This window comes from Haemophilus parainfluenzae, assembly GCF_014931275.1.
In the GTDB taxonomy this organism is placed as follows: Bacteria; Pseudomonadota; Gammaproteobacteria; order Enterobacterales; family Pasteurellaceae; genus Haemophilus_D.
Genome location: NZ_CP063110.1, coordinates 1345642 through 1360533 on the forward strand (window position 1 = coordinate 1345642; position 14892 = coordinate 1360533).

Below are 14892 nucleotides of genomic sequence, written 5' to 3' on the forward strand. Positions count from 1 at the left end.
TATAATATGTTTATTCATTCAATAACGTATATAGAAAAGGAAAAACAATGAACTTAAAAACCTTAATTAGCGCTACAGCATTGGCTATTAGCGCAAATACTTTCGCTGTAGATCTTGCCTCTAAAAACACTGATAGCTACCAACATATCCGCAATGCCACGGGTCGCCTGAACTACGCAGGGAAAACTTTTTTAATTGACCCGATGCTTGCTGAAAAAGGACGTTATGCAGGCTTTGAAGGAACATTAAATAGCCATTTGCGTAATCCACTTGTGGAATTACCGATGAAAGCAGAAGATACTTTCAAAGATGTTGATGCCATTATTTTGACTCATACACATGAAGATCATTGGGATGAGGTTGCACAAAAAATTTTACCTAAATCCATCAAAATTTTTGTGCAGCATGAACGGGATGGCGACTTACTCAAAGCGCAAGGTTTTACAAACATAACCAGTTTATCGTTGGAAAAACCGGTGGAGTTTGAAGGTATTATTTTAAATAAAACCGGTGGTTCTCACGGTACAACGGAAATGTACGCTGTGCCACAATTGGCTGAGATTTTAGATGAGGCGATGGGCGTAACATTCCAAGCGAAAGGTCATCCAACGGTGTACTTGGTTGGTGACACAGTTTGGACTGCCGAAGTAAACAAAGCCATTAATCGTTATAAACCTGATGTAATGATTATGAACACAGGTGATGCGCGTACCTTAGCTTTTCCGAATGACGGCATTATTATGGGGTTACAAGATGTTGCCCATGCTCGCCAAATGCTACCAAATACAAAACTTATCACAGTGCACATGGATGCAGTAAACCATATGTCTGTTTACCGTAAGGATTTACGCCAATTTATCCAAGCAAACAAGCTTGAAAATGTAGTAATTCCAGAAGATGGTGAAACAGTGAAGTTTTAAAAACAAGCGGTCAAGTTTTGATGGAGATTTGCAAAACACCTAAAAATTTGACCGCACTTTGTTATAAAAAAGCCGTCTGAAATTTCAGACGGCCTTTTTCTAAGAAATAATTTTAATTAATTCCTTCCACTAAAATTGCGCGGCCTGTTGTTGCGCCCAAACGGATGGATTTGAATGCTTGGAAACGCCGAAATCGGGCACGATACGCAATACTTTCCGCAAAACGGGTTTTCTGTTTCAGGAAAACCGCCTGCTGGAAAACTTGACCGCGATGCAGAATATCGCTATTTTTATGGACAAACCCGATGAAGGCGAAATCATCGCGCTGGCGGCGAAAGTCGGGCTGACTGCGGGCGATTTGAACAAATATCCGACCGAATTGTCCGGCGGCATGGCGAAACGGGTAGCATTTTTGCGCCTGCTGCTGTGCGGCTGCGACCTTGCCTTGCTGGACGAGCCGTTCGTCGGTTTGGACCGCGATTTGCGCGATATTTTGGTCGCCATGCTGGTGGAAAAAATCGAGCGGCAGGGCATGGCGTGTATGCTGGTAACGCACGACCGCTTCGAAGCCGCACGCCTGAGCCATGAAATCATGCTGCTTTCCACTAAGGGCATGAACGTGCAAAACGTGATTACCCTGCCTACGCCGCTGTCCGAACGCGATTGGGCTTTTGAAGAAGCCATGGTGGCAAGAGAGTTTCAGGGGATTCATTATTATGAGTGATAGGAATTTAAATTTCTGACAAACCTTGCGGTTCGTGCCCTCTCCCTAGCCCTCTCCCACGGGGAAAGGGGATCAGGTTTCTCAAAATCAGAGAGCCGTAGAATTGGGAATCAGATGTCAGGTAAACCTGAAAATGTTCAGGCTCGACAGCCCAATTCCCTCTCCCCGTGGGAGAGGGCTAGGGAGAGGGTAAGCAAGCCGCAGGCTTGCCTCTTTAGCGAAAGATACGAATCTGTTATCCGAACGCGATTCGGTTTTTGAAAAAGCCGTGGTGCCAAGGGGGCAGGGGATTCATTATGAGGTGCTTTATGTTTTCGACTGTGATTACTGCTGCTGTTTTATATATTGCTACAGCAGTAGATTTGTTGGTAATACTATTAATATTTTTTGCTAGAGCAAATACTAGAAAAGAATATCGAGATATTTATATCGGACAATATTTAGGTTCTGTAATTTTAATATTAGTTAGTTTATTTCTAGCTTTTGTTTTGAATTATGTTCCGGAAAAATGGGTGTTGGGTTTATTAGGTTTAATACCGATTTACTTAGGTATTAAAGTTGCTATTTACGACGATTGTGAGGGCGAAAAAAGAGCTAAAAAAGAATTGGATGAAAAAGGGTTGTCAAAATTAGTCGGTATTGTTGCTTTGGTTACAGTTGCTAGTTGTGGTGCAGATAATATTGGACTTTTTGTTCCTTACTTTGTGACTTTAGATCTTGTCGACTTATTAGTTACTCTTCTTGTATTTTTAATATTGATTTTTGTTTTAGTATATACAGCACAAAGATTGGCTAATATTTCAGGTGTTGGTGAAATTGTAGAGAAGTTTAGTCGTTGGATAATGGCTGTTATTTATATTGGTTTAGGGTTATTTATTATTATTGAAAATAATACAATTCAAACAATAATATCAATAATATGAATAATACGGGCATTTGAGTATCTGACAAACCTTCTGCTTGCTTCTTCAATACAAGATACAACCCTGTCCGCCCAATAAATCCATATCCGAAAGCATCTTCATGCAGAATTAAGCCAAACCATGAATAAGTTTTTCACCCACCCCATGCGGCCGTTTTTCGTCGGTGCGGCGGTGCTTGCCATACTCGGCGCGTTGGTGTTTTTCATCAGCTCCAGTGCCGTCATTTTGAAATGAAACCAAATCAAAGCTGATTGAACCGTCGTCCACTTGGGGACGACCATCACGTCCGCCGGTTGCTGTTGCTGATGTTTTGTAGAAAATTTTCATAATGTTTTCCTCATTTAATGTTGGTTAATATGGTTTGGCGTACCGCCGTTAAAAGTGAGTTCATTATATTGAACGGCAATATTAAGTGTTATATGATTTATCCAAATTACTTGCCTATTCCTACAAAATTATGTTCTCAACTGAAATGATAGAACGATTATTAAAGGTTATTCCACATAACGAACTCTATTCATCATCGATTAAAGGCTTATTTCTTCGCCATTCAGATCAACCATTTTGTTACGAAGGTATTATTCAAGAGCCGAGCATTTGCATCGTGTTAAGCGGAGAACGTGAAGTGCAGCTAGGCGAACAATGCTACCGATTTGATAATCAACATTTTATGTTTTGCCCAGTAAACATACCGATGCGTGGCGAGATTAAATATGCAGAGCCGCAAAAGCCGTTTTTAGTGATGTCGATGAAAATTGATATTGAAAGCGTTAGCAAGATTTTATTAGCAAATCCAAACCTTGCAGATGATGTCCAACAGGGCGACGAGGGTTTTGCACAATGGCATTTGGATGAATCTCTCAAAAATGCTGTTGAACGCTTATTACTCTTGCACGAAAATCCAAAAGATATTGGGTTTCTTGCACCGATTATCCAACAAGAAATATATTATCGACTCCTTACAGGCGAACAAGGTGGCAAATTTAAAGCCATGGTAAGCAATGGATCGCACACCAAAAAAATCGCCCAAGCTACCTATTATCTGCAACAACATTTTAGTGAAACCATCACCGTGGAAACCTTGGCAAATCTATGTGGTATGTCATTATCTGGCTTTCATAGCCATTTCAAAAAGATAACCAGCCTTTCACCGCTGCAATATCAAAAATCATTACGTTTGATGGAAGCCAGACGACTGATCGCACAAGAAGGACGAGGCATTACCGAAGCCGCTTACCAAGTCGGCTACGAGTCACCTAGCCAATTCAGCCGTGAATACAAACGGTATTTCGGGCATGCGCCCAAGGGGGATATTAAATAGATGGGGCTTAAAGATAGGTTTAAAAACACCTAAAAATTTGACCGCACTTTATGATGAAAAAAATCTGAAACGTTAATTTCAGACGTTTTTTATTTAACCAAGATTTTGTGAAAAACATTAAAAATGAGATAATTCTCAAACCTTTTAAGAGGTTTTATTGATAAAAATATTTGGAGAAAGCATGGAACACAAACTTGAGGATATCATTGCGATTTTTAATCAATGTTTTGAAGAAGAATATAATACGCGATTGGTTAAAGGTGGGGATGAGCCGATTTACATCCCTGCAAATGATGAGGTGCCTTATAACGCCATTTACTTTGCGAGAGGCTTTTACAGCAGTGCATTACATGAAATTGCCCATTGGTTAGTGGCGGGGAAAGAACGCCGTAAATTAGAAGATTTTGGCTATTGGTATGAGCCGGATGGGCGTTCAGAAGATCGTCAGCGTGATTTTGAAAAGGTTGAAGTGAAGCCTCAAGCATTGGAATGGATTTTAGCCACAGCGGCGGGATTCCGTTATTTTGCTAGTGCGGATAATTTGAATGGCAATCCGGGAGATACGCAACCATTTAAGCAAGCGGTATATGAACAAGTAAAAACCTATGCAGAAAAAGGCTTACCAAAACGCGCAGAAACCTTGCGTCATGCCTTGGCTCAATTTTATGGCACAGAAGATCGAATTGATTTAGCGAAATTTGATGTGACTCGCATCTAAAACGCGGTCATTTTTAGGCAGATTTTGCGTCTGTCAATTTTCCTTAAAATCGGCTAGAATAGGCCGATTTTATTTTTGGCTTTAACTTTATAAAAATATGAAAGATTCTATTATTGCAAAACTTGAAAGTTTAAAAGAACGTTATGAAGAATTAGAGGCATTGCTAGGCGATGCGTCGGTAATTTCGGATCAGGATAAATTCCGTGCGTATTCTAAAGAATATTCACAACTTGAAGATGTGGTGAAATGTTTTAATCGTTGGAATCAGCTTAATTCTAACATTGCTGAAGCAGAGTTGATGTTAGATGATCCTGAAATGAAAGAAATGGCAGAAATGGAAATTGAAGAATCCAAAGTCGAAATTGAAGACGTGGAACAACAACTTCAAATTCTTTTATTGCCGAAAGATCCAAATGATGAATATAACTGCTATTTAGAAATTCGTGCGGGTACAGGTGGGGATGAAGCGGGTATCTTTGCCGGTGATTTATTCCGTATGTACAGCCGTTATGCAGAAAGTAAACGCTGGCGTGTTGAAATGCTCAGCGCAAATGAAAGCGAGCAGGGCGGTTATAAAGAAGTCATCGTTAAAGTAAGCGGTGATGGCGTATATGGTCAGTTAAAATTTGAATCAGGCGGCCACCGTGTACAACGTGTACCAAAAACAGAAAGCCAAGGTCGTATTCATACCTCTGCTTGTACTGTTGCGGTTATGCCTGAATTGCCTGAATCTGAAATGCCGGAAATCAATCCTGCAGATTTACGTATTGATACCTACCGTTCATCTGGTGCGGGTGGTCAGCACGTTAATACAACAGACTCAGCGGTACGTATTACCCACATTCCAACAGGTATTGTGGTGGAATGTCAGGATGAGCGTTCACAACATAAAAATAAAGCTAAAGCGATGTCTGTATTGGCTTCACGTATTGTTCAAGCCGAACAAGAGCGTCAAGCCGCAGAGCAAGCCGATACTCGCCGTAACTTATTAGGTTCAGGCGATCGCTCTGATAAAATTCGTACTTATAACTACCCACAAGGTCGTGTAACAGATCACCGTATCAACTTAACGCTCTATCGCTTAGATGAAGTGATGAACGGCAAAATTGACGAGCTTATTCAGCCGATTATCACTGAATATCAAGCAGATCAATTAGCAGCGTTATCTGAGAGTAATTAATGACCTACCAACAATGGCTTGCCGATGCTGCGCAAGCCTTAAATCAGGTAAATCCGACAGAGAATGGCAAAGTTGACGCGTTAGTGCTATTGCAACACGCAACGGGCAAATCGAGAACGCAAATTTTAGCTTTCGATGACACGGAAATTGATGAAAAAGTGCGGTTAAAATTGACCGCACTTTTAGATCGTCGTTTAAAAGGCGAGCCTATCGCTTATATCCTTGGAGAAAAAGAATTCTGGTCCTTGCCTTTAAATGTGTCTGAAGGAACATTAATTCCTCGTCCAGATACTGAAATTCTCGTAGAAAAAGCATTACACATTGCGTTAGAAAAACTGGAAAAAAATCCACCGCACTTTCGTATTCTCGATCTTGGAACCGGCACGGGTGCCATTGCGTTGGCGTTGGCTTCTGAGCTTTTTCCTATTTGTCAAAAAAAGGCTATTCAATTGGATGTTATTGGTGTTGATTTAATGCCAGATGTCGTCAAATTAGCGCAATCCAATGCCGAAAAAAATCAGCTCAAGGTACAATTTTTGCAGAGTCTTTGGTTTGAACATGTTGAAGGGCAGTTTGATATTATCGTCAGTAATCCGCCTTATATTGATGAAACCGATGAGCATCTTTCTCAAGGTGATGTGCGTTTCGAACCTCGTTCGGCGTTGGTGGCAGGTGAAAACGGTTTAGCTGATTTACGTCATCTTATTGAGTGTGCACCGGTACATTTAAAAGATAACGGATATTTATTGTTAGAGCACGGTTGGAAACAGGGCAAAGAAGTGCGGTCAATTTTCTGGCAAAATCATTGGCAAGGGGTTGCAACCATACGGGATTATGGCGACAATGAGCGCGTAACGTTGGGATATTGGAAGCGGTAATGAAATACGATCAAAAAGCCTTATATGCTGAACTGACTCATTTTTATCTGAGCATTTGTGAGAAAGAGCAACTTGATGAGCCTCGTATAAGAGGGCTTGTGGGTAGCTTAGTGCGTAGAGCTCGCCAAGCTATTCCAGAAGAATGGGATGATAAAGCTAAAATTCATCAATTATTACAGCTATTTTACGGTGATTGGGGATTTCATTGCGATGCGGATAATTATTTCTATGCTCGCAATTTATACCTTCCGTATATTTTAGAAGAGCATGAAGGCATGCCGGTGAGTCTTGGTGCTTTAATCCTTTATTTGGCTGCAAGTTTAAAATTGCCGATTTATCCGGTGAATTTCCCGACTCAACTGATTTTACGTGCAGAAGTAGAGGGTGAAGTAGCATTTATTGATCCTTGGAGCGGAAAATACATTTCAGTAGATGAATTGAAAAAACTCTATGAAGGCGCCTTTGGTTTTGGGGCTCAAATTCAACCTGAGGATTTAGCCCGAGCAGATATTCCGATGCTAACCGCTCGTTTCCGTCAGCTTGCCAAGAATGCCTTAATTCGTGAAGAACAAAACGATTTGGCTTTTAATTATATCCAATTCTTGTTAGCGGGAAGAAAAGATCCTTATGATATTCGCGATCGTGGCTTAGTGTTGGCGCAAATGGGCGCTTATCCTTCAGCCATTGAGGATTTGGAATATTTTGTGGATCAATGTCCAAATGATCCCACTTCTTCTCTGTTAAAAACTCAACTTTTAGAACTGAAAGGCGAAGCATTGAAAGATGCCAATGCCATCCATTAAAAAGGAAATATTATGCAAAATAAAATTGTAAAAATTGGCAATATTGATGTCGCAAATGACAAACCTTTTGTACTTTTCGGCGGAATGAACGTGCTTGAAAGTCGCGATATGGCGATGCAAGTTTGTGAAGCTTACGTGAAAGTGACAGAAAAGTTGGGTGTGCCTTATGTTTTTAAGGCATCTTTCGATAAAGCTAACCGTTCTTCAATTCATTCTTACCGTGGTCCAGGCATGGAAGAAGGTTTAAAAATTTTCCAAGAGATAAAAGAAACCTTTGGCGTGAAAGTAATTACCGATGTGCACGAAATTTATCAATGTCAGCCTGTTGCTGATGTGGTGGATGTGATTCAGTTACCGGCATTCTTAGCTCGTCAAACTGATTTAGTCGAAGCCATGGCAAAAACGGGTGCGGTAATTAACGTGAAAAAACCACAATTCTTAAGCCCGGGTCAAATGGGGAATATCGTGGATAAATTTGAAGAATGTGGTAACGATAAAATCATCCTTTGTGATCGTGGTTCAAACTTCGGTTACGATAATTTAGTGGTGGATATGTTAGGTTTTGGCGTAATGAAAAAAGTATCTAAAGGTAGTCCAGTTATTTTTGACGTGACCCATTCATTACAATGCCGTGATCCGTTTGGTGCTGCTTCAGGCGGTCGTCGTGAACAAGTGACTGAATTAGCCCGTTCGGGTTTAGCAATTGGTATTGCAGGCTTATTCTTGGAAGCGCATCCAAATCCAAATCAAGCAAAATGTGATGGTCCTTCTGCATTGCCACTTTCGGCATTAGAAGGTTTTGTCTCACAGATGAAAGCCATTGATGATTTAGTGAAATCTTTCCCTGAATTAGATACCTCTATTTAATAGAGAAGTGCGGTTGAAAACAGCGTTGTTTTTGACCGCACTTTTGTTCTGTAAAAGGAGATAACAATGAATATCGTATTTTTAGACAGCACCGCAATTCCGAAACATATTCCTATTCCTCGTCCAAGCTTTCCGCATAACTGGGTAGAGTATGAATATACTTCTGCGGAGCAAACCATTGAGCGAGCAAAAGACGCGGATATTATTATCACCAGTAAAGTGATTTTAAGCCGTGAGGTGTTGCAACAACTACCTAAATTAAAATTGATTGCTATCACCGCAACAGGCACCAATAACGTGGATTTAGACGCAGCAAAAGAATTGGGCGTAGCGGTTAAAAATGTGACGGGTTATTCTGCCACGACGGTACCTGAGCATGTGTTGGGAATGATTTTTGCGTTAAAACATAGCTTGGCTGGCTGGCAGCGCGATCAAATCACTGGAAAATGGACTGAGAGTAAACAGTTCTGCTACTTTGATTATCCCATTACAGATGTCAAAGGTTCAACATTAGGTGTGTTTGGAAAAGGCTGTTTAGGTACAGAAGTAGGGCGTTTAGCAGAGCTTTTAGGCATGAACGTCCTTTATGCTGAACATCGTGCCACAACGTGCCGTGAAGGTTACACGCCTTTTGAAGATGTGCTAAAACAGGCCGATATTCTGACATTGCATTGTGCATTGACTGAAACAACTAAAAATTTAATCAATCAAGAAACCTTGTCACTTTGTAAGAAAGGTGCATATTTAATCAATACTGGTCGTGGTCCATTGATTGACGAGCAAGCAGTTTGTGACGCATTAAAATCAGGACAATTAGGTGGTGCCGCATTAGATGTGTTAGTGAAAGAACCACCAGAGAAAAACAATCCGCTGATTGAATTAGCGAAAACGATGCCTAATTTAATTATCACACCTCATATTGCTTGGGCGAGTGATAGTGCGGTAACCACGCTAACGAAAAAAGTGGCGCAAAATATTGAAGATTTCGTTCAACAATTAAATCAAAAATAATGAATTTACCTATTTCTTTATACGTCGCCCTGCGATATTGGCGGGCAAAAAGCGCTGATCGTTTTGGGCGACTTGTTGCTAATTTGGCAAGCTTTGGCATCGTACTGGGTGTGATGGCATTGATTATTGTACTTTCTGTTATGAATGGATTAGAAGGCTATCAAAAACAACAGGTACTTTCGAGCATTCCACACGCGATTATTAGCCAAGAGGCGCCTATTTCGGCGGAAAAACCGCTTGAAAATACACCGCACTTTGTGCAAAAAGCCGTGCCGATTAATACCACGAATGTCGTGTTTCAAACAGCAAAAGGCGTAAGTGCGGGACAAGTGATTGGTATTCAGTCTTTTTCAGATGATCCTTTATTAGAAGATATCGATCCTAGTCAGTTTAACCAACTTTTACCACAAGGTGAGTTTAAGTTAGTTATGGGCGATAAGTTAGCACAAAAATTAGGCTTAGCGGTGGGTGATAAGGTTCGTTTAATGATTACGGAAAACAGCCAATACACCCCGTTTGGTCGCGTGCCAATGCAGCGTTTATTTACGGTGAGCGAGCTTTACTATGATTATGGCGAAGCGTCAGGTTACGAGGTTTTTGCTAATTTAGCCGATATTGGTCGCTTAATGCGTATTCAGCCTGGTGAGGCTCAAGGCTATCGTTTATTCTTGGATGATCCTTTCCAAATCACAGAATTACCAACCTATTTTAAAGAGAGTCATATCAGCGATTGGCGTGTCCAAAAAGGGGAATTCTTCCAAGCGGTTCGTATGGAAAAAAATATGATGGGCTTGTTGATTAGCTTAATTATTGTTGTGGCAATTTCTAATATTGTGACCTCATTAAGTTTAATGGTGGTGGATAAACAAGGGGAAATCGCTATTCTGCAAACGCAAGGTGTGACTAAATCACAAGTGCGTTCGATCTTTATTTATCAAGGTTTATTGGTGGGGCTAGTGGGCACATTGATTGGTGCTGTACTGGGTGTATTAATCACCTTAAACCTTGGGGCAATTTTAAGTGCGGTCAATCCGAATGGTGTTTTCTTGCCAACATCCATTGAGCCTGTGCAAGTCATTATTGTGATTGCTTTTTCTTTATTATTATCTTTATTATCAACCATTTATCCAGCTTATCGTGCGGCGAAAACTGAGCCAGCGGAAGCATTACGTTATGAGTAAAATATGAATAACTACTTATTAGAATGCCAAAATATTAATAAATTTTACCAAGAAGGCGAGAACCAAACCCAAGTATTAAAAGGCGTAAGCTTTGCCATGAAACCACAAGAATTAGTGGCGATTGTGGGGAGTTCAGGTTCGGGAAAAAGTACTTTATTACACACCTTAGGCGGCCTAGATCAGCCAAGTAGTGGGGAAGTGTTTATTAAAGGACAATCCTTACAGAAAGCGTCTGAAAGTGAATTGGCTAAATTACGTAACCAAAATCTCGGTTTCGTGTATCAATTTCACCATTTAATGGCGGATTTTACCGCATTGGAAAATGTCATGATGCCGATGTTAATTGGTCGCCAGAATAAAACAGAAGCAAAAGATCGTGCTGAAAAAATATTAGGCGCAGTAGGCTTAAGTCATCGCATTACTCATCGTCCATCTGCACTTTCTGGCGGTGAACGTCAACGTGTTGCGATTGCTCGTGCATTAGTGAATAATCCCGCTCTCGTCTTGGCTGATGAACCAACTGGTAACTTGGATCATAAAACCACAGAAAGTATTTTTGAGTTGATTCAAACCTTGAATGCGGAACAAAACATTGCGTTTTTATTGGTTACACATGATATGTCATTAGCGCAAAAACTGTCTCGTTGCTTAACCATGCAAGACGGCATTTTGAAGGAAGGTGCATAATGAATACGCCTTTTTTCATTAGTTGGCGTTATCAACGGGGTAAGCAAAAGAATCCGTTAGTGGCGTTAATTTCAAAATTCTCTGCTATAGGTATCGCCCTTGGTGTGGCAGTATTGATTGTGGGATTAAGTGCGATGAATGGTTTTGAGCGTGAATTGAATTCACGTATTTTGGCTGTCGTGCCACATACGGAAATCACGGTAAATCCACATGACAATGAAGCCACATTAAACCATTGGCAGAACCTAGCGGAACGTCTAAAAACAAACAAAAAAATTACCGCACTTTCACCTTTTGTGAGTTTTACTGCCTTAGTCGAAAATGGCAATAAACTTAAAGTTGTACAAGTGAAAGGGGTCGATAAGCAAGCTGAAGATCAAGTGAGTTCTCTTGGTAAGTTTGTGGAAGGTGATGGCTGGCAGAAATTCGCAGAAGAAGGTGGATTGGTGCTGGGCTCTGGTATTGCCAAAGAGTTAGATGTTAAAGCAGGCGATTGGGTGTCGTTATTGATTTCTCAACCGAATGGCGAAGATCAAATGGCTCAGCCTAATCGTGAGCGTGTTCAAGTGACCGCTATTTTGCGTTTAGATGGTCAGTTAGACCACAGTTATGCCTTGCTGGCATTACCTCAAGCACAAGAATTAATGGGGTATCGCGAAGATCAAATTACCGGTGTTGAATTGAAAATTGATGATCCATTCAAAGTACAAGAAATGGATTATTCGATGCTGAATGATTATCCGCAACTGCTTTATATTCAAAATTGGGTGGCAAAATTTGGCTATATGTATCGTGATATTCAGCTTATCCGTACCGTGATGTATATCGCGATGGTGCTTGTAATAGGGGTAGCGTGTTTTAATATTGTTTCTACCTTAATTATGGCGGTAAAAGATAAGCAAGGTGATATTGCGATTATGCGAACCCTGGGGGCGAATAATGGTTTTATTAAGCAGATCTTTATTTGGTATGGTTTGCTTGCGGGAATGAAAGGGTGTTTGATTGGTATCGTGTTAGGTGTCGTACTTGCACTGAATCTCACGCCGATTATTCAAGGCATCGAGACATTACTCGGTAAAAAACTGTTATCAGATGGTATTTATTTCGTTGATTTCTTACCAAGTGAATTACATTGGTTCGATGTTGTATTAGTTCTCGTGGCGGCATTGGTATTGAGTTTACTCGCGAGTCTTTATCCGGCCAGTCGAGCCGCGAAGTTACAACCGGCTCAAGTATTGAGTAATCACTAATAAAAAATCAGGGATTAAGTATTTAATTCCTGATTTTTTTATTATTCAACCGTTAATTATTATTGGTTTTCTTTATCTGTTTTTAATAAACCAGATGAACCTTCGGAATAATCACGAGGCGGCTCTTCAGATTTACCTTCTGATGAGGCGGTCACCAATTGTTGAGTGAATAAACCTTTGTCGGCTGGTTTACTACCAAGCAAGGTTTCAGATGAAACTGCATAGTGACGATAGAGTTTTTGATAATCACCAATTAAGGTTTTAAATAATTCAGCACTTTCCGCGAAATGTTTTTCAAGTTGTGCTTGTTTATCGCTTAATTGTGTTTTGACTTCTTTTAGTTCAGCTTCGGTCTGAACTTGTTTTTTAACAGAACCTTTTGTTAAACGTAATAGAAAATAGCCTAAGATTACGCCAACCACAAGCCCAATCATAGCGGCTTGCCATATTTCTGGTATCCATGATTGCATACATTACTCCTTATTTTGAATTCAGTGTTTAGTGTAAAGGAAAAACAAAAAAGTTTCTTTGCGGTTGATCACATTTTGAAAAAGCTGTGCTTACACAGCTGCAATAATTACGATCTCAACTTTCCAATCAGGATCTGCAAGTTTCGCTTCTACCGTTGCTCGGCTTGGTGGGTTTTGGCTATCTACCCATTCATCCCATGCTTGGTTGAGTTGAGCATAATCCGCCATATCAGCAAGGAAGATTTGCGAGGTAAGAATTTTACTTTTTTCAGAACCAATTTCTGCCAATAATTTATCGATCAGTGAAAGGACTTCTTTGGTTTGCTCGTAAGCATTTTGCTTAACGGTTTTTTCCGGTACTTGGCCTGCAAAATAGGCAGTATTGTTATGAATGACCACTTCAGAAAAGCGTTTGTTTGGTTGAATGCGTTGAATCGACATAATGGCTCCTTTTTGATGAAGATAATTCCATTCTAAAGGTGGTTTTAGACTTTGTAAATCAAGAAATTGTGAGATAAAATAATTGAGAATTTTTATCAACTAAAGGAAACTATGAAACTCCTGATTTCGAATCAATATGGCGCCATTGTGATGGCATTATTGCCTTTTGTTTACGGTATGTTATTAGCTTCACCTGTTTGGGCGCATTTCTTTTTGCTGTTAGCTTGGTTCACCATGTATTTGCTGAGTTATCCAATGCTGAGTCTCTTTAAAGGCAAAAATATGGCGGAATATAAAAAGTGGACTATCATCTATGGTGTCGCAGCTTTTTTATTTGCGCTCCCTGCCATTTTTTATAACTGGCAAATTCTTTTCTTTATTGCAGCTATGTTTCCTTTTGTATTGGTGAGTATCTATTACACCAAGAAAAAAGATGAACGCAATCTTCTCAATGATTTAGCGGGTATTGCGATTTTTGCTCTTGCAGGTATGGGATCCTATTATTTTTCTGACCGCACTTTTGACGAAAAAATCTGGTGGGTGGCGCTGTATCCAAGTCTCTTTTTTATAGGCACGACGCTTTATGTCAAATCAATGATGCGTGAACGCAAAAATCCGCTTTATCTCAAAGCCTCTATTATTTTCCACGTGCTTTGTGTACTCGGTTGCTTGTTTACCCAACAATATGTCTTATCACTTGCTTTTGTGCCGGCGTTAATTCGTGCCATTTATTTACCCACCAAGAAACTTTCGGTTAAGCAAGTCGGTCTAATAGAATTCGGAACATCCGCCATTTTTTTGATTATTTTATTGATAGCGACATTATAAGATGAAGACATTAGCCAAACTTTTACTCCTCACCACGCTCACCTTAAGCAGTTCAGCATTTGCGATGAAAACCATTGATTTGGTCGATAAAGCGCAAATGACAGAGCAGCAAAAAATGGATCTGGCGCAAAAACTGGCTGAGAAACAAGATTGGAAAGCCGTTTTTGAAATTATGTATCCTTTAGCTTTGGAAGGTAATTTACAAGCGCAAAGCAATTTAGGGATGCTTTATAATTTAGGTCGTGGAGTGGATGAAAATAAAGAGTTGGCTTATTGGTGGTTTAGTGAAGCTGCTGAGCGAGGCAGTATTAAAGCTATCAATAATTTGGCGGTCATGTATTTCAACGGCAACAACTATGTAAAACAAGATACCGCTCAAGCGATTAAATTATTTGAAACCAGTGCGACAAAAGATCCTGATGCCATGCTTACATTAGGGGAGATTTATACCAATCAGAAAGAATTTACCAAAGCCTTTGAATGGTTCCAAAAAGCTGCGAATGCGGGAAGCAATGAGGGGCGATTCCGTTTGGCTCGTTTGTATGAAGAAGGGATTGGGACACAAGTCAATATTGGTTTGGCCAAATTGCTTTATTTGGAAATTATGAATACGGCGAAAAAGGATGAAATCAAAGAAATCGCCAGACAGCGATTACAACGTTTAAGCTTGTATTAAAAAAGTGCGGTTGA

18 protein-coding genes are annotated in these 14892 nt (G+C 40.2%); 15 read left to right on the forward strand and 3 right to left on the reverse strand.

What is annotated here, in order from left to right; all coding sequences use genetic code 11:
• Positions 1-47 precede the first annotated feature (47 nt).
• The 3 genes from INQ00_RS06620 (at position 48) to INQ00_RS06630 (ending at position 2567) form a co-directional block, all read left to right on the forward strand.
• Positions 48-920 carry an MBL fold metallo-hydrolase gene (locus INQ00_RS06620; protein WP_197546566.1) on the forward strand — a complete coding sequence of 291 codons (873 nt, stop codon included), beginning with the start codon at positions 48-50 and terminating at the stop codon, positions 918-920.
• Positions 921-1098: 178 nt separating this feature from the next.
• Positions 1099-1644, forward strand: coding sequence for an ATP-binding cassette domain-containing protein (locus INQ00_RS06625; protein ID WP_197546567.1), 546 nt, complete (start codon positions 1099-1101; stop codon positions 1642-1644).
• 308 nt (positions 1645-1952) lie between these two features.
• Entirely contained in the window at positions 1953-2567 is a 615-nt protein-coding gene (locus INQ00_RS06630) for a CadD family cadmium resistance transporter (RefSeq protein WP_003766668.1), read from the forward strand.
• A 108-nt stretch (positions 2568-2675) separates the two neighbouring features.
• Here the strand turns inward: INQ00_RS06630 and INQ00_RS06635 are convergent, their stop codons facing one another.
• The gene (locus INQ00_RS06635) at positions 2676-2894 is read right to left on the reverse strand and encodes an OsmC family protein (RefSeq protein WP_197546568.1); all 219 of its coding nucleotides are present in this window, start codon (positions 2892-2894) and stop codon (positions 2676-2678) included.
• A gap of 130 nt (positions 2895-3024) precedes the next feature.
• Here INQ00_RS06635 and INQ00_RS06640 point away from each other — a divergent pair, with 130 nt between their 5' ends.
• From INQ00_RS06640 to lolE, 10 genes are all read left to right on the forward strand, one after another.
• Positions 3025-3888, forward strand: coding sequence for an AraC family transcriptional regulator (locus tag INQ00_RS06640; RefSeq protein ID WP_197547508.1), 864 nt, complete (start codon positions 3025-3027; stop codon positions 3886-3888).
• Between the two features lie 181 nt (positions 3889-4069).
• Positions 4070-4606, forward strand: coding sequence for an elongation factor P hydroxylase (locus INQ00_RS06645; RefSeq protein WP_005698563.1), 537 nt, complete (start codon positions 4070-4072; stop codon positions 4604-4606).
• Positions 4607-4703: 97 nt separating this feature from the next.
• Positions 4704-5786, forward strand: coding sequence for a peptide chain release factor 1 (gene prfA, locus INQ00_RS06650; protein ID WP_193451083.1), 1083 nt, complete (start codon positions 4704-4706; stop codon positions 5784-5786).
• Positions 5786-6664 carry a peptide chain release factor N(5)-glutamine methyltransferase gene (gene prmC / locus INQ00_RS06655; RefSeq protein WP_197546569.1) on the forward strand — a complete coding sequence of 293 codons (879 nt, stop codon included), beginning with the start codon at positions 5786-5788 and terminating at the stop codon, positions 6662-6664. Before prfA ends, prmC begins: the two co-directional genes overlap by 1 nt.
• The gene (locus INQ00_RS06660) at positions 6664-7467 is read left to right on the forward strand and encodes a SirB1 family protein (protein ID WP_197546570.1); all 804 of its coding nucleotides are present in this window, start codon (positions 6664-6666) and stop codon (positions 7465-7467) included. The genes prmC and INQ00_RS06660 overlap by 1 nt, the downstream gene beginning before the upstream one ends.
• Before the next feature lie 12 nt (positions 7468-7479).
• On the forward strand, positions 7480-8334 hold the full coding sequence (gene kdsA / locus INQ00_RS06665; protein WP_005695859.1) for a 3-deoxy-8-phosphooctulonate synthase: 855 nt from the start codon (positions 7480-7482) through the stop codon (positions 8332-8334).
• 66 nt (positions 8335-8400) lie between these two features.
• The gene (locus tag INQ00_RS06670) at positions 8401-9345 is read left to right on the forward strand and encodes a 2-hydroxyacid dehydrogenase (protein ID WP_197546571.1); all 945 of its coding nucleotides are present in this window, start codon (positions 8401-8403) and stop codon (positions 9343-9345) included.
• On the forward strand, positions 9345-10526 hold the full coding sequence (locus INQ00_RS06675) for a lipoprotein-releasing ABC transporter permease subunit (RefSeq protein WP_197546572.1): 1182 nt from the start codon (positions 9345-9347) through the stop codon (positions 10524-10526). The genes INQ00_RS06670 and INQ00_RS06675 overlap by 1 nt, the downstream gene beginning before the upstream one ends.
• A gap of 3 nt (positions 10527-10529) precedes the next feature.
• Complete coding sequence (gene lolD, locus INQ00_RS06680) at positions 10530-11213, forward strand: lipoprotein-releasing ABC transporter ATP-binding protein LolD (protein ID WP_014065207.1); 684 nt, start codon at positions 10530-10532, stop codon at positions 11211-11213.
• A complete protein-coding gene (gene lolE, locus INQ00_RS06685) occupies positions 11213-12463 on the forward strand; it encodes a lipoprotein-releasing ABC transporter permease subunit LolE (RefSeq protein WP_111315750.1) in 1251 nt (416 codons plus the stop codon). The genes lolD and lolE overlap by 1 nt, the downstream gene beginning before the upstream one ends.
• Before the next feature lie 59 nt (positions 12464-12522).
• On the opposite strand, the gene INQ00_RS06690 is transcribed toward lolE, so the two are convergent.
• Both INQ00_RS06690 and INQ00_RS06695 read right to left on the reverse strand, forming a co-directional pair.
• Positions 12523-12933, reverse strand: a complete 411-nt coding sequence (locus INQ00_RS06690; RefSeq protein ID WP_197546573.1) for a Z-ring associated ZapG family protein — start codon at positions 12931-12933, stop codon at positions 12523-12525.
• A 90-nt stretch (positions 12934-13023) separates the two neighbouring features.
• On the reverse strand, positions 13024-13374 hold the full coding sequence (locus INQ00_RS06695) for a RidA family protein (protein ID WP_197546574.1): 351 nt from the start codon (positions 13372-13374) through the stop codon (positions 13024-13026).
• A gap of 111 nt (positions 13375-13485) precedes the next feature.
• On the opposite strand from INQ00_RS06695, the gene INQ00_RS06700 reads away from it, so the two are divergent.
• Entirely contained in the window at positions 13486-14202 is a 717-nt protein-coding gene (locus INQ00_RS06700; protein ID WP_005695874.1) for a YwiC-like family protein, read from the forward strand.
• Between the two features lies 1 nt (position 14203).
• Complete coding sequence (locus INQ00_RS06705) at positions 14204-14878, forward strand: tetratricopeptide repeat protein (RefSeq protein ID WP_054419270.1); 675 nt, start codon at positions 14204-14206, stop codon at positions 14876-14878.
• Positions 14879-14892 lie beyond the last annotated feature (14 nt).